Origin of the sequence: Streptomyces sp. NPDC090025, from assembly GCF_044748125.1 — a bacterium.
In the GTDB taxonomy this organism is placed as follows: Bacteria; Actinomycetota; Actinomycetes; order Streptomycetales; family Streptomycetaceae; genus Streptomyces.
The window spans coordinates 42,626-65,959 of record NZ_JBIVFL010000004.1; the positions used below are offsets into that span (position 1 = coordinate 42,626).

General features: G+C 73.7%; 18 protein-coding genes and 1 pseudogene. 12 read left to right on the forward strand and 7 right to left on the reverse strand.

Annotated elements, in window-relative coordinates; translation table 11 throughout:
• Positions 1 to 140: 140 nt before the first annotated feature.
• The 6 genes from ACIPXM_RS12750 to ACIPXM_RS12775 all read left to right on the forward strand — a co-directional run bounded on the left by ACIPXM_RS12750 (position 141) and on the right by ACIPXM_RS12775 (position 8,810).
• A complete protein-coding gene (locus ACIPXM_RS12750) occupies positions 141 to 872 on the forward strand; it encodes a gamma-glutamyl-gamma-aminobutyrate hydrolase family protein (RefSeq protein WP_401654854.1) in 732 nt (243 codons plus the stop codon).
• Positions 869 to 1,666, forward strand: a complete 798-nt coding sequence (locus ACIPXM_RS12755) for a GNAT family N-acetyltransferase (protein ID WP_401654856.1) — start codon at positions 869 to 871, stop codon at positions 1,664 to 1,666. Before ACIPXM_RS12750 ends, ACIPXM_RS12755 begins: the two co-directional genes overlap by 4 nt.
• Before the next feature lie 71 nt (positions 1,667 to 1,737).
• Positions 1,738 to 3,618 carry an FAD-dependent oxidoreductase gene (locus tag ACIPXM_RS12760; RefSeq protein ID WP_401654858.1) on the forward strand — a complete coding sequence of 627 codons (1,881 nt, stop codon included), beginning with the start codon at positions 1,738 to 1,740 and terminating at the stop codon, positions 3,616 to 3,618.
• Positions 3,619 to 3,695: 77 nt separating this feature from the next.
• Positions 3,696 to 5,156: a pyridoxal phosphate-dependent decarboxylase family protein gene (locus tag ACIPXM_RS12765; protein ID WP_401654859.1), complete on the forward strand. Its 1,461-nt coding sequence runs from the start codon at positions 3,696 to 3,698 to the stop codon at positions 5,154 to 5,156.
• 1 nt (position 5,157) lies between these two features.
• The gene (locus tag ACIPXM_RS12770) at positions 5,158 to 7,767 is read left to right on the forward strand and encodes a penicillin acylase family protein (RefSeq protein ID WP_401654860.1); all 2,610 of its coding nucleotides are present in this window, start codon (positions 5,158 to 5,160) and stop codon (positions 7,765 to 7,767) included.
• Complete coding sequence (locus ACIPXM_RS12775; protein ID WP_401654861.1) at positions 7,764 to 8,810, forward strand: DMT family transporter; 1,047 nt, start codon at positions 7,764 to 7,766, stop codon at positions 8,808 to 8,810. The genes ACIPXM_RS12770 and ACIPXM_RS12775 overlap by 4 nt, the downstream gene beginning before the upstream one ends.
• 120 nt (positions 8,811 to 8,930) lie before the next feature.
• Here the strand turns inward: ACIPXM_RS12775 and ACIPXM_RS12780 are convergent, their stop codons facing one another.
• Positions 8,931 to 10,352, reverse strand: coding sequence for a HEAT repeat domain-containing protein (locus tag ACIPXM_RS12780; RefSeq protein WP_401654862.1), 1,422 nt, complete (start codon positions 10,350 to 10,352; stop codon positions 8,931 to 8,933).
• Positions 10,353 to 10,593: 241 nt separating this feature from the next.
• The gene (locus ACIPXM_RS12785) at positions 10,594 to 11,031 is read right to left on the reverse strand and encodes an ankyrin repeat domain-containing protein (protein ID WP_401654863.1); all 438 of its coding nucleotides are present in this window, start codon (positions 11,029 to 11,031) and stop codon (positions 10,594 to 10,596) included.
• Between the two features lie 302 nt (positions 11,032 to 11,333).
• Between ACIPXM_RS12785 and ACIPXM_RS12790 the strand changes: the two genes are divergently transcribed.
• Together ACIPXM_RS12790 and ACIPXM_RS12795 are read left to right on the forward strand one after the other, a co-directional pair.
• The gene (locus ACIPXM_RS12790; protein WP_046907412.1) at positions 11,334 to 11,528 is read left to right on the forward strand and encodes a hypothetical protein; all 195 of its coding nucleotides are present in this window, start codon (positions 11,334 to 11,336) and stop codon (positions 11,526 to 11,528) included.
• A gap of 37 nt (positions 11,529 to 11,565) precedes the next feature.
• Positions 11,566 to 13,212, forward strand: coding sequence for a hypothetical protein (locus tag ACIPXM_RS12795; protein ID WP_401654864.1), 1,647 nt, complete (start codon positions 11,566 to 11,568; stop codon positions 13,210 to 13,212).
• 109 nt (positions 13,213 to 13,321) lie between these two features.
• On the opposite strand, the gene ACIPXM_RS12800 is transcribed toward ACIPXM_RS12795, so the two are convergent.
• Positions 13,322 to 14,824, reverse strand: coding sequence for a PLP-dependent aminotransferase family protein (locus tag ACIPXM_RS12800; RefSeq protein WP_401654865.1), 1,503 nt, complete (start codon positions 14,822 to 14,824; stop codon positions 13,322 to 13,324).
• Here ACIPXM_RS12800 and ACIPXM_RS12805 point away from each other — a divergent pair.
• The 4 genes and pseudogenes from ACIPXM_RS12805 to ACIPXM_RS12820 all read left to right on the forward strand — a co-directional run.
• A pseudogene (locus ACIPXM_RS12805) lies at positions 14,823 to 15,650 on the forward strand (YitT family protein); the annotation flags it as partial. The gene ACIPXM_RS12800 and the pseudogene ACIPXM_RS12805 sit on opposite strands and share 2 nt — an antisense overlap.
• A 272-nt stretch (positions 15,651 to 15,922) precedes the next feature.
• The gene (locus tag ACIPXM_RS12810) at positions 15,923 to 16,687 is read left to right on the forward strand and encodes a glycerophosphodiester phosphodiesterase (protein ID WP_401654866.1); all 765 of its coding nucleotides are present in this window, start codon (positions 15,923 to 15,925) and stop codon (positions 16,685 to 16,687) included.
• A 65-nt stretch (positions 16,688 to 16,752) separates the two neighbouring features.
• Entirely contained in the window at positions 16,753 to 18,150 is a 1,398-nt protein-coding gene (locus ACIPXM_RS12815) for an MFS transporter (protein WP_401654867.1), read from the forward strand.
• A 255-nt stretch (positions 18,151 to 18,405) separates the two neighbouring features.
• Complete coding sequence (locus ACIPXM_RS12820) at positions 18,406 to 18,780, forward strand: RNA polymerase-binding protein RbpA (RefSeq protein ID WP_389213013.1); 375 nt, start codon at positions 18,406 to 18,408, stop codon at positions 18,778 to 18,780.
• Positions 18,781 to 18,993: 213 nt separating this feature from the next.
• Here the strand turns inward: ACIPXM_RS12820 and fxsA are convergent, their stop codons facing one another.
• From fxsA to ACIPXM_RS12840, 4 genes are all read right to left on the reverse strand, one after another.
• Entirely contained in the window at positions 18,994 to 19,587 is a 594-nt protein-coding gene (gene fxsA, locus ACIPXM_RS12825) for an FxsA family membrane protein (RefSeq protein WP_401654869.1), read from the reverse strand.
• A gap of 181 nt (positions 19,588 to 19,768) precedes the next feature.
• On the reverse strand, positions 19,769 to 20,545 hold the full coding sequence (locus tag ACIPXM_RS12830) for a polyprenol monophosphomannose synthase (RefSeq protein WP_401654870.1): 777 nt from the start codon (positions 20,543 to 20,545) through the stop codon (positions 19,769 to 19,771).
• A 402-nt stretch (positions 20,546 to 20,947) separates the two neighbouring features.
• Positions 20,948 to 22,561, reverse strand: a complete 1,614-nt coding sequence (locus tag ACIPXM_RS12835) for an amidohydrolase (protein WP_401654871.1) — start codon at positions 22,559 to 22,561, stop codon at positions 20,948 to 20,950.
• A gap of 75 nt (positions 22,562 to 22,636) precedes the next feature.
• The gene (locus tag ACIPXM_RS12840) at positions 22,637 to 23,077 is read right to left on the reverse strand and encodes an Lrp/AsnC family transcriptional regulator (protein ID WP_128976955.1); all 441 of its coding nucleotides are present in this window, start codon (positions 23,075 to 23,077) and stop codon (positions 22,637 to 22,639) included.
• Positions 23,078 to 23,334: the final 257 nt, after the last annotated feature.

The window sequence follows — 23,334 nt, forward strand, 5'->3', positions numbered from 1 at the left end:
AACGGCCCATGATCTTGCAATGGCGTCCGGCCGTGGACTAGCGTCCCGTCCCGTTCGCGAATTCCATCGTCCTTGACGTCGTGCACGACAACCGGGGGTTGGGTATGGTGACGTCCTCGTCCGGGTGGCCTCGAATAGGGGTGACCACACGATTCCGCCACGCGATCGACAGCCATGCGATTCATCGCGGCTATATCGACCAGATCATCCGCTCGGGTGGATTACCGGTCGTCCTTCCGACGCTCGGCCCCGAATACGGCGACGACCTGCTCGCGGCGCTCGACGGGCTGCTCCTCACCGGCGGCGAGGACATCGACCCGGACCACTGCACCGGCACCGTCCGGCGGCCCGACTACACCTACCACCCGCACCGCGACGCCTTCGAACTGCGGCTCGCGCGGCTCGCCCTCGACCGGGGCCTGCCGGTGCTCGGCATCTGCCGGGGCTCGCAGATCCTCTGGTCGGTGACCGGGAACCCGCTCATCCCGCACATCCCGGACGTCAACGACGGACTGGTGGCGCACCGCACCTCGCTCACCGAGACCTCCCGGCACCTGGTCCGGCTCTCGCCCGGCAGCGCGGTCGCGCGGGCGTACGGCGAGGGCGGCGCGGAGGTCGCGGAGGGCGCGGAGGGCGAGCACAAGGCCGAGGTGACCTCCTACCACCACCAGGGGCTCGGCGAGCAGACCCCGGGCGACCTCCGCTGGCGGGTGACGGCCCGCGCCGAGGACGGCCTCGTCGAAGCCTTCGAGCGGGCGGACGCCGCCGCCCCCTGGGCGGTCGGCGTCCTGTGGCACCCCGAACTCCCGGCCGACGACGGCCGGACCGATCCGCTGGTCTCCGCCTTCGTGTCGGCGGCGGGTGCCCGGTGAACTTCGACGTCCGGCGCCTCGGCCCCGCCGACCTCGACCTGCTCCTCGGCCTGCAGGAGCGGATCCGCTCCGCGCTGCCCGACCCGTCGGTCTTCCAGACCAGCACGCCCGAGTTCATCGCCTACTGCCTGGCCGACGGCGGGCGTTGCTACCAGGTGCTGCACGAGGGCGAGCCCGTCGCGTACCGGATGGTCTACTTCCCGCGCGACCGCGCCTTCAACCTGGCCAAGGACACCACCCTGCCCGCCGCGCACCACGGGACCGTCGCGCACTGGGACACGGTGGCCGTGCTGCCCGCGTGGCGGGGCCACGGACTGGCCGGGCTGATGAACGCACGCGCGCTGGGCGAGCTGGCGGACACCGGCATCCGGCATGTGTTCGCGACCAGTTCGCCCGCCAACCCGCACGGCGTCCGCACACTGATGGAAGCCGGTTTCCAGCCCGTCGGCCTCCTGGAGAAGTTCGGCGGAAAGCTGCGCTTCCTGCTCTACCGGCCCTATCCCCAGGCAGCACCGCCGTCGGCATCGCAGCCGATCACGCAGTCGGCACCGCTGTCCGCATCGCTGTCCGCATCGCCGTCGGCACAGCGGCCGACCGCGCCGACCGGGTCCGAGGAGCGCCTCGTCGCGTTCTCGGCCACCGATGAGCTGGCCCGGGCGTTCCGGGACGGCTGGTCCGGCACCGGCCTCCGCCTCGACGGGCCCACCGGCCCGGACGGCCCCGCCCCGCGCGGCGCCGCCCTGCTGCGGATGGTGCGGCGCCCCCTGCCCTTCCGGGTCCTCACGTCGCTCTGAGCGTCGCGTGCCCCGGCTCGGCCCTCCCCTCTCATCGCACCGCACCCCGGCTCGAACAGGACTCCCGCGAGATGAAGATTCTGCTCACCCTGGCCTGTCCCGACCTCGCCTCCACCGACTTCCTGCGCTCCGGCGCCCTCGCGCACGAACCGGCGGCGGACTCCGCCCCCGCCGACGCGCTGCTCGCCGCCCTGCTCCGGCACGGCGCCCGCGCCCTGATCACCACCCGCCGCCCCGACGACGCGACGCTGCGTGCCTGGGCGGAGCACACCGCGGGACCGGTCCACGTGGCGTACGTGACGAGCGACGCGGACCCGGCGGGCGCGGACCCGGCCGGGCGGCCGGACCAGACGGACCAGACGGACCAGACGGGCCAGACGGGCCAAGCGGACCAAGCCGTCCGGACGGTCCGGACGGTCCGGCCGTCGCGTCCCGTCCACCCGGCCCACCCCGTGCACGAGTTACGGCTCGACGGCACCGGGCTCGACGCCGTCGCCGACGCCCTCGCGCACTGCGAGCGCACCGCCGCCCTCGCCCGCCCGATACCCGTCGGCCTCGCGCCCGACGCGGGCGGCCCGCGCGAGGCGTTCGTGATCGGCGCCGGGGTCGTCGGCCTGGTGACCGCCCTCCAACTGGCCGACGACGGCTACCGGGTGACCGTGGTGGACCGCTCGCCCGCGCCCGGGACGGCGCCCTGGCAGGCGTACGGCTGCACCCACGGCGGCGACGACGCCCGGATGTTCACGTTCACCGAGATGGACAACTACGGCAACCAGGACTTCCACGGCGAGGCCCCCGAGTGGTTCCGGCAGCCCGTCGAGAAGCACGGCTGGCTGGCCCGTGACGCGGCGACGCTCACCGCCCGGGAGCTGGGCTGGATCGAGGAGTTCGAGAGCATCCCGTCCTGGCTCGCCCGCGCCTACAACGCGGACATCTTCGCCCTCACCGCCGAGGCCGGTGAGGGCTGGGCAGCGCTGCGCGCCCGCTTCCCCCGGCTCTTCGAGGACGTCGAGCTCGCCGAGGACGTGTTGCGCGTCTACTCCGACCCCGACCATCTGCGGGCCTCCCTGGCCCGGCACCGTACGCTCGGCGCCGTGCTGCGCGAGCTGTCCGCAGCCGAACTCGCCGACGGCTACCCGGCCCTTGCCGCGCCCGCCCGCAACGGCACCCTCGCCGGCGGCGTCCTCGTCCCCGGATTCACCGTCAACGTGCACCGGTTCGCCGAGCGGGCCGTCGAACTGCTCACCGGGCTCGGCGCCCGCTTCCACTGGGACACCCCGGTCACCGGCGTCCGCCGCGCCCCGGACGGCACCGTCACCGGCTTCGACTGCGCCGTGCCGGTGCCCGCGCACGCCCATGTCATCGCCTCCCCCGGGGTCGACGGCGCCGCGCTGCTGCGGGGCACGCCCTGCGAGGGCCGGATCCACGGCGTCCTCGGCGGCTGGGCGCGCGTGGAGAACCGCGCCCCGGCGCTCGGCACCTCGCTGAAGGTGGCCCGGCGCGGGCACGTCACCGAGGACGCCAACGTGACCGTGGCCCGCGACGCCGACGGCCGGGAGGTCCTGATCATCGGCTCCGGCTACGGCTACACCGGCGCGGCGGGCGCGCCCGAGGAACGGCAACTGGCCGCCATGCAGGCGGGCATCGCCGACACCGTCGAGCGGCTCTTCCCCGACCGCGACGAACCGGACGCGTCCTCGCGCCCGTCCGACAACTACGGCTTCAAGTACTGCGTCCGGCCGTGGACCTCGACCTCGCTCGGCCTGTACCACGCCGAACCGCTCGGCGACCGGGGCGGCCTGTACGTCGTCACCGGCGGCCACAACACCGGCGGCTTCGCCCAGGCGCCCGCCACCGCCCGCGCCGTCCTCGCCTCGCTGCGCGGCGCACCGCACCCGATGCACGCGCTCTACCACCCGGAGCGCTACCCGGCCTTCGCCACCGGCGCCTGACCGCCCGCCCCGCCCGCCAGGTCCATCACTCCGCCAGGTCCATCAGGTCCACCAGACACGAACGAGGACACACGCCCATGCACCCCCATCCCCCGCTGGACCCGGCCGACTGGGACGAGTTCCGGGCCCTCGGCAAGCAGATGATCGACGACATCGCGGACCTCCTCTCCGGGATCCGCGAACGGCCGGTGTGGCAGCAGGTCCCCGAGGAGATCGCCGCCTCGTTCCGTACCGGCCTGCCCCAGGAGGGCCGGCCCGCGGCCGAGGTGTACGAGGAGTACCGCAGGACGATCCAGCCCTACCCCCGGGGCAACATCCACCCCCGCTTCTGGGGCTGGGCCAACGGCTCCGGCGTGCCCGTGGCCGCGTACGGCGATCTGCTCGCCTCGGTGCTCAACTCCACCCTGGGCTCGGGCGGGAACGCCGCCATGATGGTCGAGCAGCAGGTGATCGGCTGGCTCGGGGAGGCCCTGGGCTGGCCCGGGGCCGGTTCCGGTCTGCTCACGTCCGGCGCCTCGCTCGGCCAGGTCACCGCCCTGGCGGCGGCCCGCGCGGCCAGGGCGCCCGGGTTCCGGGAGACCGGGGCGGCCGAGTCCGGGGTCCAGTTCACCGTGTACGGCTCCACGGAGACCCATCACTCCGTCGACAAGGCCGTCGAACTCCTCGGCATCGGACGGCGGTTCTTCCGCCGTGTCCCGGTCGGCCCGGACCACCGGGTGGACGTCGGGGCGCTGCGGGCGGCGATCCGCGCCGACCGGGCCGCCGGTCTCGTACCCCTCTGTGTCGTCGGCAACGCGGGAACCGTCAACACCGGGGCGGTGGACCCGCTCGCCGAACTGCTCGCCGTGGCCCGCGAGGAGGACCTCTGGTTCCACGTCGACGGCGCGTTCGGCGCGTTCGCCCGGCTGCTGCCCTCCCACCACGCGCTCCTGGACGGCCTGACCGAGGCCGACTCGCTCGTCCTCGACCTGCACAAGTGGCTCTACATGCCGTTCGACGTCAGCTGTGTGCTCACCCGCCGCGACGGCGACCTGGAGGCCGCGTTCCGGTCCGGGGCCGACTACATCAGCAAGACGGCCCAGGGGCCCGCCGCCTTCCCGCTGGCGTTCTCCGACCGGGGGGTGGAGCAGTCGCGCCGGTTCCGGGCGCTGAAGGTGTGGTTCGCGCTCAAGACGTACGGCGTACGGGCCTTCGCCGACTCGATCGCCGGGAACATCGCCCAGGTCGCCCATCTGGTGAAGCTGGTCGAGGCCGCCGACGACCTGGAGCTCGCCGCCCGCAGCGAGCTGAACGTGGCCTGCTTCCGTTACGTGTGGCCCGGCGCGGCCCCCGAGGCGCTGGACCGGGTGAACCGGGCCGTGCTCGACCGGCTCCAGACGGACGGCACCGCCATGCCCTCGCACACCGTGCTCGACGGCCGGTTCGTGCTGCGGGTCGCGAACAACAACCACCGTTCCACCGAGGCGGACTTCGACCACCTGGTCGCCGAGGTGCGCCGGTGGGGCGCGGAGTACGCCGCCGCCGAGACCGGCCGCTGAGATGGACCAGGAGCACGAACCGTACGAAGACGTCGAGGAGCCCGAGGAGCCCGAGGAGTCCAAGGAGTTCAAGGAGTCCGAGGAGTTCAAGGAGTCCGAGGAGTTCAAGGAGTTCAAGGGGTCCGAGGGGTCCGAAGAGTTCGTGGAGTCCGAGGAGTACACGGTGGCGGGGCTGACCGCCCCCGTGGAGATCCTCGTCGACACCCACGGCGTCCCCCACCTCTACGCGAGCGACGAGGACGACCTCTTCCTCGCCCAGGGCTTCGACGCCGCCCGGGACCGGCTGTTCCAGCTGGATCTGTGGCGGCGGCGCGGACTCGGGCTGCTCGCCGAGGCGTTCGGCGAGGAGTACGTCGAACGGGACCGGGCCGCCCGGCTGTTCCTGTACCGGGGCGACCTCGACACCGAGTGGGCCGCCTACGGGCCCGGCACCGCCCGCGTCGCGACCGCGTTCGCCGCCGGTGTCAACGCGTACATCGAGCTGTGCGAGCGGCGGCCGGAGCTGCTGCCGCCGGAGTTCGCCGCGCTCGGGCACCGGCCGGGCCGGTGGCGGCCCGAGGACGTGGCGGTGATCCGCAGCCACGGCCTGTTCGGCAACGTCGAGCAGGAGGCGGCCAGGGCCCGGACGCTGCACGCGTTCGGGCCCGAGGTGGAGGACCTGCGCCGGGTCAGGGAGCCCGCCCGCGCCCTGCGCGTACCCGAGGGTCTCGACCTGTCCGCCGTCACGGAGGACGTGCTCGCGGTGTACCGGCTGGCCACCTCGCCGGTCGACCTCGCCGCACCCGGCGCGCCGAAGCCCCGGATCCGGCCGGAGGGCAGCAACAGCTGGGTGGTCGGCCCCGGCCGCACCGCCACCGGGCGGCCGCTGCTCGCCAACGACCCGCACCGCGCGGTGACCCTGCCCTCGCTGCGGCGCCTGGTGCACCTGTCCGCGCCCGGCCTCGACGCGATCGGCGCGGGCGAACCGGCGCTGCCAGGGCTTTCCGTGGGCCACAACGGGCGGCTGGCGTTCGGTCTGACCTTCTTCGCCGCCGACCAGGAGGACCTGTACGTCTACGAGACCGATCCGGCGGACCCGACCCGCTACCGCCACGACGGCGGCTGGGTCCCGATGCGCCGGGTGCGCGAGCGGATCCCGGTGGCGGGCGCGGAGCCGGTGGAGGTGGAGCTGTGGTTCACCCGGCACGGCCCGGTGGTGCACCGCGACCCCGGGCGGCGGCGGGCGTTCGCCGTGCGGGCCGCCTGGCTCGAACCCGGGATGGCCCCCTATCTGGGCGGCCTCGGCCTGCTGCGGGCCCGGACCAGCGAGGAGTTCCTGGCCGCGCTCGACCACTGGGGCGCGCCCGGCGAGAACATGGTGTGGGCGACGGCCGACGGCACCATCGGCATGCGGCCCGCCGGACGCGTCCCGGTCAGGACCGGCTGGGACGGGCTGCTCCCGGTCCCGGGCGACGGGCGGTACGAGTGGGCCGGAACGCTCCCCGCCGACGCGCTGCCGGTCGTGATCGACCCGCCGGAGGGGCTGCTGATCGGCGCCAACGAGATGAATCTGCCCGCGGACTTCCCGCACGACCGCCACCCCGTCGGCTTCGACTGGGACCACCGCCACCGCTACGAACGCATCGCCGAGGTGCTGCGCGGGGCCGAGAACGTGACCGTCGAGGACTGCGTACGCCTCCAGGCCGACACCGTGAACCACTCGGGCCGGTTGATCCTGGCCACCCTGGCGGGCCTGGCCGCGCGCCTCGGGGACGCCTCGGCCGCCGAGCCGAACCCGCATCCTGGCCCGCACCCGGGCGGCCCCGCGTTCCCTCGCGCCCTCGCCCTGCTCCGCGACTGGGACGGCGACGAGCGGGCCGACTCCGGCGCGGCCGCCCTGTTCCAGATCTGGCAGCACCGGCATCTGCGCCCGGCGCTGCTGCGGCACGCCCTCACCCCGCTGGTCCCGGCCGCCGATCTGCCGGACGCGCTGGCCCTGCTCCTGGTGGACGAGGAGCTGGGCGCGGACGTGCGCACCGATCTGGCGCTGCTCGCGGAGCTCGGCGGTGCCCAGGAGGGCCAGCGGCCCGATCCGACCGCCCCGGGCGCGCTCGACCGCATCCTCGCCCGCACGCTCGGCGCGGCCTGGGCCGAGACCGCGGCCCTGCTCGGCCCGGACCCGGCGCGCTGGCGCTGGGGGGACCTGCACCACGCGGCGCCCGCGCACCCGCTCACCGGCCTGGTCGGCGACCCGCTCACCGAGCTGTTCCCCCGGCTGCCCCGCCGGGAGCGCGGGGGCGGCGGCGACACGGTCCTGAACACGAGCTACGACGAGGCGTTCCGGCAGCAGGAGGGCGCGAGTTTCCGGGTCGTCGTCGACGTCGGGGCCTGGGACCTGTCCCGGGTGGTGAACTCCCCCGGCCAGTCCGGGCGGCCCGACAGCCCGCACTGGGACGACCTGTACGACACCTGGGCGGCGGACGGCTCGTTCCCGCTGCACTACAGCCGCGCCGCGGTCGAGGCGCACACCCGCACCCGTGTCATCCTCTCCCCGCAAGGGGTCCCGACGGCCCGGACAGTCCCGGCGGCCCGGACGGTCCCGACCGGCACGTGGAGGAAGAAGCGTCGATGACAGCGAGGACGACGGAGGCGTACCGCGCCTATCTGGTCGGCTTACCGGCCGCCCTGGCGGCGACCGCCCTGTGGGGGTTCACCTTCCTCGGGCCCGCCGCCGTGGCCCCGGTCAACGTCTACTGGCTGGTGGTGGGCCGGTACGCGGTGTTCGGGCTGATGTCCCTGGCCGTGCTGCTGGTCCGGCGCGGCGGAGCGCGCGGCGGGCTGCGCGCGCTCGGCACCCGGCGGCTGCTGACGGCCGTCCATCTGGGCGTGGTCGGCTACATCGGCTTCTATCTGCTCCTCGCGATGTCCGCCGAGCTGGGCGGCGGGGTGCTCGCCTCGACGATGACCGGTCTCATCCCGCTGATGGTCACCCTGGTGTCGAACCGGCTGGAGAAGGTGCTCGCCTGGCGGCGGCTCGCGCTGCCGGTGGTGGTGATCTCGGTGGGGCTGCTGCTGGTCAACGGCGCCGATCCGGCGGGGCGGACCGCGAGCGGCCGTGACCTCGCCCTTGGCGCGGCCTTGGGCTTCCTGTCCGCCGCGGCCTGGTCGTACTTCGTCATCGTCAACCGCCGCGCGCTGCGGGCCGACGGCCGCCCCGCCGTGGACGGCACCACCTGGACGGCCTGCATCGGCCTCGGGGCCTGTGTGGGGTCGCTGTTCCTGCTGCCGCTCGCGGTGGGCGGCGGCGGGCCCTCGCCGGTGTCGGACGCCGGGGTGCTGTGGCCGTTCCTCGGGTGGTGCGTGGCGCTCGCCGTGCTCGGCTCGTGGTGCGCGACCTGGTTCTGGAACCTGGCGTCCGAGCGGCTCCCGGCCACCGTGATGGGGCCGGTGATCGGCATGGAGGCGGTCTTCGGCGCCGCGTTCAACCTGCTGTGGGAGGGGCGGACGCCGACCTTCCACGAGCTGTGGGGCGGGCTGCTGGTGGTCGCGGGGGTGCTGCTCGCCTCGTACCTCTTCAACCGGGCCGGGCTCACCCGGGACGGCGCCGGGACACCGGCCCCCGCCCGGGCGGCCGCGCCCGAGGATCCGGTGCCCGCCCGCGCGGATCGCGCCTGAGCCACCCGTACGGCTCCGGGGTCACCCGTACGGAAAAGTGCGGGGCAGCCGTTCCAGGCCGCCCCGCACTCCTCGTACAGCGCACTCCTCGTACCGCATCGGCCTCGAAGGCCCGTCCGGTCAGACCTGGAGGTCGAGATCGGGCCCTATCCGGTTGCGGACGGCCGTCTGGACCTCGGCCTCCTCGGCGGGGTCCGCGGCGAGCCGGCGCAGCCGGTCGGCGACCCGTACGTCTCCGGTCTCGGCGTACTGCGCGGCGACCTCGCGGGTCGTCTCCTCGCAGTCCCACAGGCACTCGACGGCGAATCCGGTGGGGAAGCCGGAGTCGGTGGCGGCGAGGGCGACGGCGGTACGGCCGCGCAGCTGGGAGGAGGCCGTCTCGCGGTAGATGTGGCGCAGCACGGGCGCGGCGCAGGCGATGCCGAGCCGGCCGGCGCCGTCGACCAGCGGGTAGAGGGCGGGGGTGTCGGGACCCTGGGCGCGCACGGTCTCGCGGAGGGCGCCGAGGACGAAGGGGGAGTCCTCGGAGCCGCCGCGGCAGGCGAGCGTCCCGGCGGCGGCGCTGCCGAGGGCGTCGGGCCGGTGGATCCAGCGGCGGGCGCGGTCGACGGCGGCCTCGCCGCTCATCCGGCGGTACGCGGTGACGGCGGCCTCCGCCACGGTGGGGGAGCCGTCGGCGACGGCGTGTTCGACGAGGTCGAGGACGGCGGCGTCCTGGGTCTCGGCGAGGTGGTGCAGGGCGGCGACGCGGGCGCCGTCGGGGCCGCTGCGGGCGGCCGTGAGGATGGCCGGGCGGTCGTCGGGACCGGCGACGGCGGTGAGGCAGCGGGCGGCCGCCCCGTGCAGTTCGGCGCCGCGCTCGTGGCCCTCCTGGGCCCAGTCGAGGACGGCCCGGACGCTCCAGCCGGGGCGCGGCCCGGTGGGCCGGAGCTGGCGCTGCCAGCGGTCGAAGGAGCCCTGTTCGCGGGCGGCGCGGATGCGGGCGCCCACGGACTCCCGGGGATCCTCGCCCCACAGGCGCCAGGGCCGGGGCTCGTAGGCGTCGCGGACGGCGGCGGCCAGCTCGGCCTCGCCGTCGGCGGTGGCCGGGAACCGGGCGAGCACGGGCTCGGCGAGGGCGCGCAGGCCCGCGTCGTCGTCGCGCAGCGCCAGCTCGTCCAGGGCCCAGGCCCAGTTGGTGCCCACGGCGGCGTAGCGCCGGAGCAGGGTCAGGGCGTCCTTGCGGCCGTAGGCGGCGAGGTGGCCGAGCACGGACAGCGCGAGGCCGGTCCTGCACTCCTCGGTGTCGAGGTGGTCCTCGACCGAGAACAGGTGCGCCTCGATCTCCTCGAGGCCCGCGTGGAGGTCGAGGTAGAGCCGGGCGTAGTAGAGGGAGCGGTTCTCGACCCGCCAGTCGGGGCGGGGGTCGTCGAGCACGCAGTGGCTGAGGGCCGCGAGGGCCTCGTCGCGCGGCGCGGCGAGCGCGTGGAGGGTGCCGTCGCCGCGGCCCCGCTGCAGCAGACCGAGCAAGGTGCCGCTCGGCGCTATGACTGGATCGAACATGGAAGACGCCTCACATCAAGCTGTCGACACGACCGGGGGGAATCCGGGATGAACCGGGTCAGGCTGTTCGCCTAGGCCGTGCGGCAACATGTCGGGCCGCCCGTCGTCCTGCGCTTGTCCGTGACCATCTTCCGCTGCCTCTCGTCCGTGGCCCCCTGTGGGCCCGTCGTCATGATGACCCACCCATTTCGCCACCGCGACCACATTTACGGCGCCGCCCCACCTGGGATTCAGCCGTCGTTCACCGGGCGGCGAACAGCTCCAGGAGTTCCGTCTTCCCGAACATCCGGGCCGTATCCACCGCGGACGGAGTTCCGGCTTCCGGATTCGCGCCGCCGGCGAGGAGCGCGCGGATCACGGCGTCCTCCCCCTTGAAGACGGCGCCCGCGAGCGGGGTCTGACCGCGGTCGTTGGCGCGGTCGGCGTCGGCGCCGTGGGCGAGCAGGGCGGCGACCGCCCCGGCGTGCCCGTGGTAGGCGGCGAGCATCACGAGCGAGTCGCCCTTCTCGTTGCTGAGGTCCGCCGGGACGCCGGCGTCGAGGTAGGCGGCCAGGGTCACGGCGTCGCCGGTGCGGGCGAGGCCGAAGACCTTCCCGGCGAGCTCGATCAGCTCCGGGTCGACGGTCTCGTGCAGCTCCGGGGCGACGGTCTCGTGCTCAGGGGTGCCGTGCTCGCTCATGGTGGTGCCTGCCTCTCTTTTCCGCTGCCCGCACGCCGAGCGGGGCCGTACGAGTGAATCGACAGGGTACTGCCCGTCGGACGACATGAGGGGGCGGTCCGGCGGCAAGGATCATCGCGGTCCTGGCCGGGACCCGCGCACTACCTCAGCCGGAGCGTTTCGCCACCCGGAACGGGCCCTGGCGTCCGCCGGTCAAGTGATATCGCCGGTGATTCACCCATTTACACCTTTAGTCACATAGATACTTGCTGTGAACCTGGAAGGACTCAAGGTGACTGTCCCCTCAACCAGGAGAACACCTCATGATCCTGTCCATCTCAGGCGTGGTCCTGCTCGGCATCATCTGCTTCCTGTTCTTCAAGAAGGACGGCATGAAGGCGTCGCACGCCCTCGTCAGCGCGCTCTTCGGCTTCTACCTCGCCGGCACGGCCATCGCGCCCAGCATCACCGCCGGCGGCCAGAGCCTCGCCAGCCTCCTGGGCGGGATCAAGTTCTGACCCTCCTCCATCCCTTCCACCTCTTCAGGAGTACGACGTGGCCCGGCGACCACTCCCCCGCATTCTGAGCAGCGGCAGCGCACAGATCGCTCGCAGCCGAGAGATCGCGCGCACGGCCGCCGACAGCGCCACCGATGTGCTCCATCCGCTGATCACCATCTCGCGTGGTCTGCGGAAGCTGGCCGCGACCGCGCGCGCCAAGTGGGCCGCGACCCCCAAGGAACGGCGGGGTCCCACGCTGTTCCTGGTCGCGGCCTGCCTCGTGGTCGTCGCCCTCGTGCCGTACGGCCCGCTGCTCGCCCTCGTGGCGCTGATGGGCGTGGCCGCCTGGCGGGGACATGAGCGCCCGGTCGTCAAGACCGGGCCCGACGACGCGGAGGTCGCCCGGCTCAAGGGCCTCTACGAAGCGCTGGTGCCCTACCTGTCGCTGCCCGAGGACCCCGAGCCGCTGTTCGCCCACGGCGGCGACTGGAGCGCGGCCTTCGCCGACCACGCCTTCGACGAGGACGGCCGGCTCACCCGGCTGCGGATCTCCTACCCCCCGTACTTCACCGACGGCGAACCGGCCGCCAGGGCCCGGGTCGAGCAGCTGCTGCACGCCAAGTCGGGCCGCGGCCGCGAGTACCTCTTCGACTGGGACGAGGAGGGCAACCGGCTCACCATGCGGGTGCTGCCCGCGCTCTCCACGGCGATCGCCGCCCAGCGCTTCGTGACCGTGCCCGGCGAGACCGTGCTCGGCTTCACCGACGCCGACGCGGTCCAGCGGACCGTGCCGGTCCAGGCGTCCGACGGCACCGAGGACGCCCCCGCCGTCGTCTGGCGCACCGGCCCGCGCTCCACCGAGCCGCACCTGCTCGCGGTCGGCCAGCCGGGCAGCGGCACCAGTTCGCTGCTGCGCTCGATCGCCCTGCAGGCGCTGCCGTACGGCGACGTCCTGATCGTCGAGGGCAGCGGCACCGGCGAGTACGCGTGCCTGGTCGGCCGGGACGGCGTGCTGGCCGTCGAATGCGGTCTGACCGGCGCCCTGGCCAGCCTGGAGTGGGCGGCGCACGAGACCGAGCGGCGGCTGATCGCCGCCAACCGGGCCCGGCAGTCCGGGCTCGCGGCCCCCGAGGACACCCGGCGCCCGCTGTGGATCCTGCTCGACCGGCCCAGCGTGCTCGGCCACCTGGCCGCCGCCGACGGCCGGCCCGACCCGCAGGACCTGCTCCAGGTGCCGCTGCGGCACGGCCGGGCCGCGTCGGTCACGGTGGTGGTCGCCGAGCAGTTCGACTGCCTGGACGCGCTGACCGAGACGGTACGGAGCCACACCCGCGCGCGCGTGGTGCTCGGCCCGGCCGCCCCTGAGCTGATCGGCCACGTCCTGGGCGCCGCCCCGCACACCACCCCGGTGCCGGACGTCCCGCCCGGCCGCGGCTACGCCCGGCTCGGCGCCGGACCGGTGCTCCGGCTCCAGGTCCCGGCCACCCCCGACCCGTACGACGACGCCACCAGCGCCGCGCACCGGCAGGCCGTCCTGGAACTGCTGCCCGCGCGGCGGACGGCCGAGACCGCCGCCGCGGTCGCCACGGCGCCGGGCTCGGCCCCGGAGCCGGACCTCGACCTGGACGCGGACACCGCGCCGACGATCCGCACCGAGGTGGCCCCGGCCGGGCTGCCGTCCCCGGTGCCCGCGGAGGGCTGAGCACCCACGAGGACGGGCGAGGGCGGCCGCACCCGCGGGGGGTGCGGCCGCCCTCGTCGTTCGTCGTTCGTTCGTCGTTCCTGTCTCCGGTCGGGCGCTCGGCGGGTGCTCAGGCCACGAAGGAGCGCGGGCCCTCGGCGACCCCGGTGCCCGCCCCGGACTCCACCAGACGGGCCGCCGCCGCGAGCCGGGCCGCGGCCTCGTCGGCGACCGGGCCGCCGACCGTGAACGGCAGCCGGACATACCCCTCGAAGGCGCCGTCCACGCCGAACCGGGGCCCCGACGGCACCCGGACCCCGACCCGCTCGCCGACCTCGGCGAGCCGGGAGCCGGACAGACCGCCGGTGCGCACCCAGAGCGTCAGACCGCCGCGCGGCACCACGAACTCCCACTCGGGCAGCTCCCGGCGCACCGCGGTCACCAGGGCGTCCCGGTTCTCCCTGGCCTGGGCACGGCGCAGCCCGACGGCCTCGGTCCAGCCGCCCGTCCGCATCAGCCAGTTGACCCCGAGCTGTTCCAGGACGGGGGTGCCCAGGTCCGCGTACGCGCGGGCGGCGACCAGCGAGCGGATGACGTCGGGCGCGGCCCGCACCCAGCCGATCCGCATGCCCGCCCAGAACGCCTTGCTGGCCGAGCCGACGGTGATCACGGTGGAGCCCGCCGGGTCGAAGGCGCAGACCCGGCGGGGCATCGCCACGTCGTCGTCGAGGTGGAGCTCCGTCATGGTCTCGTCGACCACCAGGACCGTCCCGGCCGAGCGGGCCGCCTCGACCAGGCCGCGGCGCTGGTCCTCGTCGGCGAGGGCGCCGGTGGGGTTGTGGAAGTCGGCGACGACGTACGCGAGGCGCGGCGCCGCGTCCCGAAGGACCTGGCGCCAGCGGGCCAGGTCCCAGCCGCCGAGCCCCTCGGCCATCGCGACCGGCACCAGACGGGCCCCGGCCTCGCGCATCAGCTGGAGGATGTTGGCGTACGAGGGCGACTCGACGGCGATCCGCTCGCCGCGGCCCGCGAAGAGGTGGCAGATCGCGTCGATGGCGCCCATCGCGCCGGTGGTGACCATGATCTGCTCGGGCATGGTGGGGATGCCGCGTTCGGTGTAGCGGTCGGCGAGCATCTGGCGCAGCGCGGGCAGGCCCGCCGGGTAGTCGCCGTGGGTGTGGGCGTACGGCGGCAGTTCCTCCAGGGCGCCCTGGATGGAGCGGGTGAGCCAGGGCTCGGGCGCGGGCAGCGCGGCGCAGCCGAGGTCGATCATGGAACCGAGGGACTCCGGCGGCAGCGGTTCGAGGCCGCGGGCGGGCAGCGGGTTCCCGGCCGGCACGGCGGTCCAGCTCCCGGCGCCGCGCCGGGACTCCAGGAAGCCCTCGGACCGCAGCGCCTCGTAGGCGGCGGCCACGGTGGTGCGGCTGACGGTGAGGGACACGGCCAGCTCGCGCTCGGCGGGCAGCCGGGCGGCGACCGGGACCCGGCCCTCCAGGACGAGGAGCCGGATGCCGTCGGCGAGGGCCCGGTAGGCGGGCGGCTTCCTGATGCCGGGCGTGGCGGGCTTGGGCTGCTGCGCCTGGAGCTGCCGGGCGAGCTGCGCGGGCCCCACGGCCGAGGTCCACTGAGCCATGGAAATCAGTCCACCTTCCGCGAATTGGCCATGGTTGGCTGGTTGTCCCCCGCCACAGAGTGGCATGAGCCAGTCCACCATCACCAGTCAGGTCCGTCGAGCGGACCACCGGAAACCTTCAGAAACAGGGGGCCGTCCCATGTCCATCGCCTCCGGCGTCCCGGATCCGGGTCCCGGCACCGCAGCTGGTGCAGGCCCGGGTCCGGATGCCCGTCCGCGCGGCCGCCGGCTGCCGCGCCGTCTCGTCCAGCTCTACGTGGGGCTCGCGCTGTACGGCGTGAGCTCGGCGCTGCTCGTACGCGGCGGGCTCGGCCTCGAACCCTGGGGTGTGCTGCACCAGGGCATCGCCGAGCGCACCGGGCTGAGCATCGGGGTCGTGTCGATCATCGTCGGCGCGGTGGTGCTGCTGCTGTGGATCCCGATCCGGCAGCGGCCAGGACTCGGCACCGTGTCCAACGTCTTCGTCATCGGCATCGCCATGGACGGCACCCTGGCGCTCGTGCCCGAGCTCGACGGACTCCCGGCCGGGATCACCCTGATGGTCCTCGGCATCCTGCTCAACGGCCTGGCCACCGGCCTCTACATCGCCGCCCGCTTCGGCCCTGGCCCGCGCGACGGCCTGATGACCGGCCTGCACCGGCTGACCGGCCGCTCGATCCGGCTGGTGCGGACCTTGATCGAGATCGCGGTGGTGGCCACCGGCTTCGCCCTCGGCGGCTCGGTGGGCGTGGGCACGGTGCTCTACGCGCTGTCGATCGGCCCGCTGGCGCAGTTCTTCCTGCGGCTGTTCGCGGTGCCGGAGCGGGAGACGGCGGGGGGCGGGGGCGGGCCTGGGGGTGCGTCGGTTGGATCCAACATCCCGGATCTGGGTACCGGATCCACCGTCCTGGATGCTGGATCCAATCTCCGGGATTCTGGATCCACCGTCCTGGATTCTGGATCCAACATCCGGGATATCGGATCCGGATCCCACGCCTCGGATCCTGGATCCGACGTCCGGGATATCGGATCCGACATCCGGGCTCCTGGATCCAATGTTCAGGATCCTGGATCCAGCCCCGTCGTCTCCCCGACACCGGAGCAGGCGATACTGCGCCCGTGACTCGCGTACGCCACCCCTATCTCGACCACCCCTCCCCCATCCCCTTCGCCCACCGCGGCGGCACGGCGGACGGCCTGGAGAACACCGCGGAAGCCTTCCGAAGGGCCTCCGCGGCCGGTTTCCGCTACTTCGAGACCGATGTCCACACCACCGCCGACGGCAGGCTCGTCGCCTTCCACGACTCCACGCTCGACCGGGTCACCGACACCGGCGGCCGGATCAGGGACCTGCCCTGGGCCGAGGTCAAGGAGGTCAGGGTGGCGGGCAAGGAGCCGCTGCCGCTGTTCGAGGACCTTCTGGAGGAGTTTCCCGAGGCCCGCTGGAACGTGGACCTGAAGGCGGAGTCCGCGATGGTCCCGCTGCTCGACCTGATCAGCCGGACCGGCGCCTGGGACCGGGTCTGCGTGGGCTCCTTCACCGAGGGCCGGATCGCCCGGGCCCAGCGGCTCGCCGGGCCCCGCCTCGCCACCTCGTACGGCGTGCGGGGCGTGCTCGGTCTGCGGCTGCGTTCGCTCGGCATCCCGGCGGCGCTGCGCGCGGGGGCGGTCGCCGCCCAGGTGCCGGAGCGTCAGTCGGGCATCCCCGTGGTGGACCGGCGCTTCGTGCGCGAGGCGCACGCGCGCGGGCTCCAGGTGCACGTCTGGACCGTGAACGAGCCGGAGCGCATGAACGCTCTCCTCGATCTCGGAGTGGATGGCATCATGACCGATCATCTGGAGACGCTGCGCGCGGTCATGACCGAGCGGGGTGTGTGGGTCTGAGCACCCATCGCCCGGGCGCGCGTCCCGGTCACGGGGACACGGGGACCGACGAGGGGGCAGCGGCCATGACCGCCGACACCACAGAACCGCCCGGCGGCACGCCGGGCCACGCGGCGGACGGGCCGGCCGATCCGGCCGAGCGCCGCCGGGAGCAGCGCGGCTGGTACTTCTACGATTTCGCCTGCTCGGTCTACTCGACCAGCGTGATCACCGTGTTCCTGGGGCCCTATCTGACCTCGGTGGCCAAGGCCGCGGCGGACGCCGACGGGTTCGTGCACCCGCTGGGCGTGCCGGTGCGGGCCGGTTCCCTCTTCGCGTACACCGTCTCGGTCTCGATCGTGGTGGCGATCCTGCTGATGCCGCTGGTGGGCGCGGTGGCGGACCGTACCGGCCGGAAGAAGCCGCTGCTCGCGGCGGCGGCGTACACCGGCGCGGCGGCCACCACGGGGATGTTCTTCCTCCAGGGCGAGCGGTATCTGCTCGGCGCGTTCCTGCTGATCGTGGCGAACGCGGCGCTCTCGGTGTCGATGGTGCTCTACAACGCCTATCTGCCGCAGATCGCGGAGCCGGACGAGCGGGACGCGGTCTCCTCGCGCGGCTGGGCGTTCGGGTACACCTCGGGGGCGCTCGTCCTGGTCCTGAACCTGGTGCTCTACACCGGTCACGACTCGTTCGGCCTCACCGAGGGCGCGGCCGTGCGGATCTGTCTGGCCTCGGCGGGGCTGTGGTGGGGGGCGTTCACGCTCGTGCCGCTGCGCCGTCTGCGCGACCGCCGCGCGGCCGTGGACCCGGCGGCCGGCAAGATCGCCGAGGGTGCGGTGGGCAGCGGCTGGAAGCAGCTGCGGGCGACGCTGCGCGACATGCGCCGCCATCCGCTGACGCTGGCGTTCCTGCTGGCCTATCTGATCTACAACGACGGCGTGCAGACGGTGATCTCGCAGGCGTCCGTGTACGGCTCCGAGGAGCTGGGCCTCGACCAGACCACGCTGATCACGGCCGTCCTGCTGGTACAGGTGCTCGCGGTCGCGGGGGCACTCGGGATGGGGCGGCTCGCCCGTTCGTACGGCGCCAAGCGGACCATTCTGGCCTCGCTCGCGGTGTGGACGGCCATCCTGGTGGCGGGTTACTTCCTGCCCGCCGACGCGCCGGTGTTCTTCTACTGCCTTGCGGCGGCGATCGGCCTGGTCCTGGGCGGCAGCCAGGCGCTCTCGCGCTCGCTGTTCTCGCATCTGGTGCCGCGCGGCAAGGAGGCCGAGTACTTCTCCGCGTACGAGATGAGCGACCGCGGACTGAGCTGGCTGGGGCCATTGGTGTTCGGTCTCGCGTATCAGCTGACCGGGAGCTACCGGGATGCCATCATCTCCCTGGTGATCTTCTTCGGCGTCGGCTTCGTGCTGCTCGCGCGGGTGCCCGTGCGGGCGGCGGTGGCCGCCGCGGGCAATCCTGTACCCGCCCGGATTTAGACGCGGGAGTGAAAGGGCGGTAGTGTACGCCTTTGGCCTGCCAGGCGGACCGTTACTGCGTGCCGCTTTAGTGAAGACGCTGAGTGACATCTACTGTCAGATGTGACAAAACGGGCACTGGTGGGTACAAAAAGGGGCGGCACGACGGGCGACGCATGACCCGGAACGGGAATCTTTACCGCCGACCGGACGTTGACCGGATGACGACGACAGCGACACCTGTCCTGTGGGCGACAAGCCCGGGAGGCACGATTCATGAGTGAGCGAGCTCTTCGCGGCACGCGCCTCGTGGTGACCAGCTACGAGACCGACCGCGGCATCGATCTGGCCCCGCGCCAGGCGGTGGAGTACGCATGCGAGAAGGGGCATCGTTTTGAGATGCCCTTCTCGGTCGAAGCGGAGATTCCGCCGGAGTGGGAATGCAAGGTCTGCGGAATCCAGGCTCTCCTGGTGGACGGAGACGGTCCCGAGGAGAAGAAGGCGAAGCCTGCGCGTACGCACTGGGACATGCTCATGGAGCGGCGTACCCGCGAGGAGCTCGAGGAGGTGCTGGCCGAACGGCTGGCCGTCCTGAGGTCCGGCGCCATGAACATCGCGGTGCACCCGCGCGACAGCCGTAAGTCCGCCTGACGGACCGACGGCGGCCGCACGGCCACGCGAAACAACAAGAGATAACGCCGCGGGGCCCGGTACACATCGTGTACCGGGCCCCGCGGCGTTTCCCGTGCGCGCGGGCGGGCGCGCACCGACCGCCCGGCCCTCACCGGTCCCCGGTACACGCCCGCACCGCGGCGGACGGGCCTGCGGTGCGGGTGGCGGGGCGCCCGGCGAGGGGCGTCGGGCTCAGGGCATCAGGGGCGGACGGGAGTCCTGGGGCCTGGACGGCCCCTGAGGGGCGTCCTCGCGGACGACCTCACCCTGCACGACCTTCCCGTCCGGCCGGTGAATCCGCGCCTGCTGGAAGGCATCCTGGAGACTGCCGGGCGGCGCGGCGGCCATCCGGCGCTCGGCGGTGCGCTCCGCGTACCGTCCGACGGCCGACCTGACCTGCGGAATCAGCAGGAGCAGGCCGAGGGCGTCGGAGATCAGGCCGGGGATCATCAGGAGCAGGCCGCCGAGCATCAGGAAGCCGTTGCGGTCCTCGGTGGCCGCCTTGTCCGGCGCCGTGGGCGCCTCGCCGCGCTGGGCGGCCTCCTGGGCGCGCTGGAAGGTGCCGGTGAGGTTGGCGAAGGCGCGGCGCCCGGCCCGCTTGATCACGGTGCCGCCGAGCACGGCGCCACCGACCAGGAGCAGCAGGACGGTGAGGCCGCCGGCCGCCTTCGCCACGACCGTGAGCAGCCAGATCTCCAGGACCAGCCACGCCGCGAAGGCCAGCGGGACGTAGGTGCGCGCGCGGGAGCGCTTGGGGGCAGGGGTGGGCGGTACGCCGGTCGTCATGGTCCCCAGTGTGCCTGGCGGGCCGCGGGAACGTCGTAAAGGAAAGATCAGTACGGCCGTCGTACGGGGCGGCCCCCGCACGGACCGCCGGGCCGCCGGAGCGGCGCCTTCAGGGGCGCCTTCACGAGCCTTCAGGGGAGCCCGAGAACCTCCGGGAGCTTCCGGAGGACGTACGGACGCCTCAGGAGGACTTGCGGCCGAGCAGCTTGCCGACCTTCTCGGCGCGGGCGGTCAGGCCCCAGCCGGTGACCCGCCACAGCGCCTCGACCACGATGTTGCGGCTCATCTTGGAGTCGCCGACCTCGCGCTCGACGAAGGTGATGGGCACCTCGACGACGTGGAAGCCGGCGGCGACCGCGCGGCGGGCCAGGTCGACCTGGAAGCAGTAGCCGGCCGAGGCGACGTCGTCGAGGCCGAGGCCGAGCAGGGTCTCCTTGCGGAAGGCCCGGTAGCCGCCGGTGACGTCGCGGATCGGCACGTCGAGCATGACGCGGGAGTACAGGCTGCCGCCCCGGGAGATGAACTCGCGGGACTTGGGCCAGTTCACGATCCGGCCGCCGGGCACCCAGCGGGAGCCGAGCACCAGGTCGGCGCCCTTGAGCGCGGTGAGCAGCCGGGGCAGCTCCTCGGGCTGGTGGGAGCCGTCGGCGTCCATCTCGACGAGGACGTCGTACCCGTGCTCCATGCCCCAGCGGAATCCGGCCAGGTAGGCGGCGCCGAGGCCCTCCTTGCCCTTGCGGTGCAGGACGTGCACGTGGTCGTCGTCCGCGGCGAGCTCGTCCGCGTACTTGCCCGTGCCGTCGGGGCTGTTGTCGTCGGCGACGAGAATGTGCGCCTCGGGGACCGACTCCCGTACACGGGAGACGATCGGCTTGATGTTGTCCGCCTCGTTGTACGTGGGGATGATCACCAACGCCTTGCCGAGCGGGCCGTAACGCCTCTGGCCACCGTCGTTCACTACTGCCCCTTCGGATACATACGCGAGCCCCCACCATAGCGAGCCATGCGCACGGGGTGCGGGATCGGGGCCCGGCGTCCTTCGGGCCGACCCGGGATCCGCTGGCTGCGGATCGACCGAGGCCGTTGTCTACTGAACGCCGGGGCCCCACCCGGGTCGCACCCTCCGCCGGAAAAACCTTCCCTCGCCCCCGAGGCGCGGGCGGCGTTCGGTGCCAGCGTGGAGGTTTGAAACCGGTCGGACGTCCTTGGTGGACTCGCCGAACCTACCGGCCGGTGGCGGTCCGCTGTCAACACCCGTTTGACCTGCGGTGATGAACCGTCTCTGCAGGACAGGGACGAAGATCCGCAGGTCGCGGGCGAACTCGACACAGTTCGAGTCAGGAATCGAAATGCCCCGACGTCACTCGTTCGGCCGTACGAACACGGTTTGTCCGGAGACGACCGTCTCCAGGCAGACGGGCAGCGGGCCACCAGGGGACAGATCGGGCAGACCGGGCGTGCCGGAGCGCGGGTCGGTCGACCAGCGGGCCACCCGGTCGTCCGGCGCCTGCACGACGAGCTCGCCGGTGCGCCAGATCGCGTAGTCGGCGGGGGCACCCGGCACCAGGGTGCCCGCGTCGTCCCGGCCGACCGCGCGCCAGCCGCCCCGGGTGTGCGCGGTGAAGGCGGCGCGCACCGAGATCCGGTGCTCGGGCGTCCGGTGGAAGGCGGCGGCCCGTACCGTCCCCCACGGGTCGAGCGGGGTCACCGGGCTGTCCGAACCGAAGGCGAGCGGCACGCCCGCGCGGAGCAGCGCCGCGTACGGGTTGAGGGTGCGGGCCCGGTCGGCGCCGAGCCGGTCGGCGTACATGCCGCCCTCGCCGCCCCAGTACGCGTCGAAGGCGGGCTGCACGGAGGCGGTGAGGCCCAGCTCGGCGAAGGCCGCGATGGCGTCGGGCCCGACCATCTCGGCGTGCTCGACACGGTGCCGGGCGGACCGGATCCGGGCCAGGCCCAGCTTCTCGGCGGCGGTCCGGACGCCCTCGACGACCGCGTCCACGGCGGCGTCCCCGATGGCGTGGAAACCGGCCTGGAGGCCCGCCTCGGTGCAGCCGACCACATGGGCGGCGATCGCCGCCGCGTCCAGGTGGGCGGCGCCGGTCCCGGCCCGGTCGGCGTAGTCGTCGTGCAGGCAGGCGGTGTGCGAGCCGAGCGAGCCGTCGGCGAACAGGTCGCCCGCCGCGCCGAGCGCGCCGAGCGCGCGTGCCCGCTCGATGTCGAGGTCGGCCCAGTAGCCGACGATCCGGGGCCCCGGCTCGGTGCGGGCCAGGTCGAGCAGTCCGGTGAAGTCCTCCTCGGAGGAGATCTCCGGGCCGCCGCACTCGTGCAGGGTGCCGATGCCGAGCGAGGCGGCGTGCTCGCGGGCGGTGCGCTGCGCCTCGGCGCGCTGGCGCGGCGAGAGCGCCGCGTAGGCGGCGGCCCGTACCGCGTGGTGGGCGGCGCCGGTGAGCGGCCGCTGCCCGTCGTGGAAGCCGTCCAGGGCCCGGACGCCGGGCACCAGGTCGAGCAGCGCGGTGGTGACGACGGCCGAGTGCACGTCGATCCGGGTGAGGTAGAGCGGCCGGCCGCCGGTGAGCCCGTCCAGTTCGGCGCGGGTCAACGGGCGGCGCTCGGGCCAGCGGGCGGCGTCCCAGCCGTGCCCGATGAGGATCCGGTCCTCGGGGCGGTCGGCGGCGTACGCGCGGATCCGGTCGGCCGCCTCGGCGAGCGAGGCGGCGGCGGACAGGTCGAGGCCGGTGAGCGCGAGACCGGTCGCGGTGGTGTGCACATGGGCGTCGACGAACGCGGGGGTGACGAGCGCGCCCGCCAGGTCGACGACCTCGTCGACCCCGGCGGCGAAGGCGTCGGCCGCGCCCTCCGAACCCACCCAGGCGACGTGTCCGCGCTCCACCACCATGGCGGTGGCGAAGGGGTCGGCCGGGCTGTGTACTTCTCCACCGCGCAGCAGCACGGTGCGGTGTTCGTTCGCGCTCATCCCACCAGGCTAGGGCGTGCCGGGGAGTGCTCCGCGCCGGGGCCGCGGGGGCGTCGGCGCGGGGCGGGCGGTGCGTCAGACCCGGGGCGGGCGGGCCTCGTACGGGGTGGACAGGACGACGGTGGTACGGCTGGAGACATGGGCCTGCGAGCGGATCCGGCTCAGCAGGTGCTCCAGCTCCAGCGGGGTGGCCACGCGCACCTTGAGGATGTAGTTCTCATCGCCCGCGACGCTGTGGCACGCCTCGATCTCCGGGATGTCGGCGAGCCGGTCGGGGGTGTCGTCGGGGGCGCTGGGGTCGAAGGGTTTCACCGAGATGAAGGCGGTGAGCGGCAGGCCGACGGCCTCCGGGTCGACGACCGCGGCATAGCCGCGGATGACTCCGCGCTGCTCCAGACGACGCACGCGCTGATGCACGGCCGAGGTGGACAGGCCGGTGGCCTTGCCCAGGTCGGTGTAGCTCATGCGCCCGTCCTTGACGAGCAACTCGACGATCTGACGATCCAGCTCCTCCATGCGGTGACCCTAGTGCCCCGGCGGCGCCGGGGCACAGCCGGGGGCCGCGCGAGAACGGGCGGGCGGGCGCGCCCGGGGACGTACACCGCGCGTACGCCGGGCATACGTGGGGCACGCGGGCGGCACCTGCGAGCGGCATGTGACGAACGCCACAGGCGTACCGGAGTCTCGGTCGTGACCTCACGGTTATGCGGCGGGCCGTATGGGAATTGGTTGCTGTGGTCGAGGCCGTTCAGAGCCGACCGACCCGTTCGAGG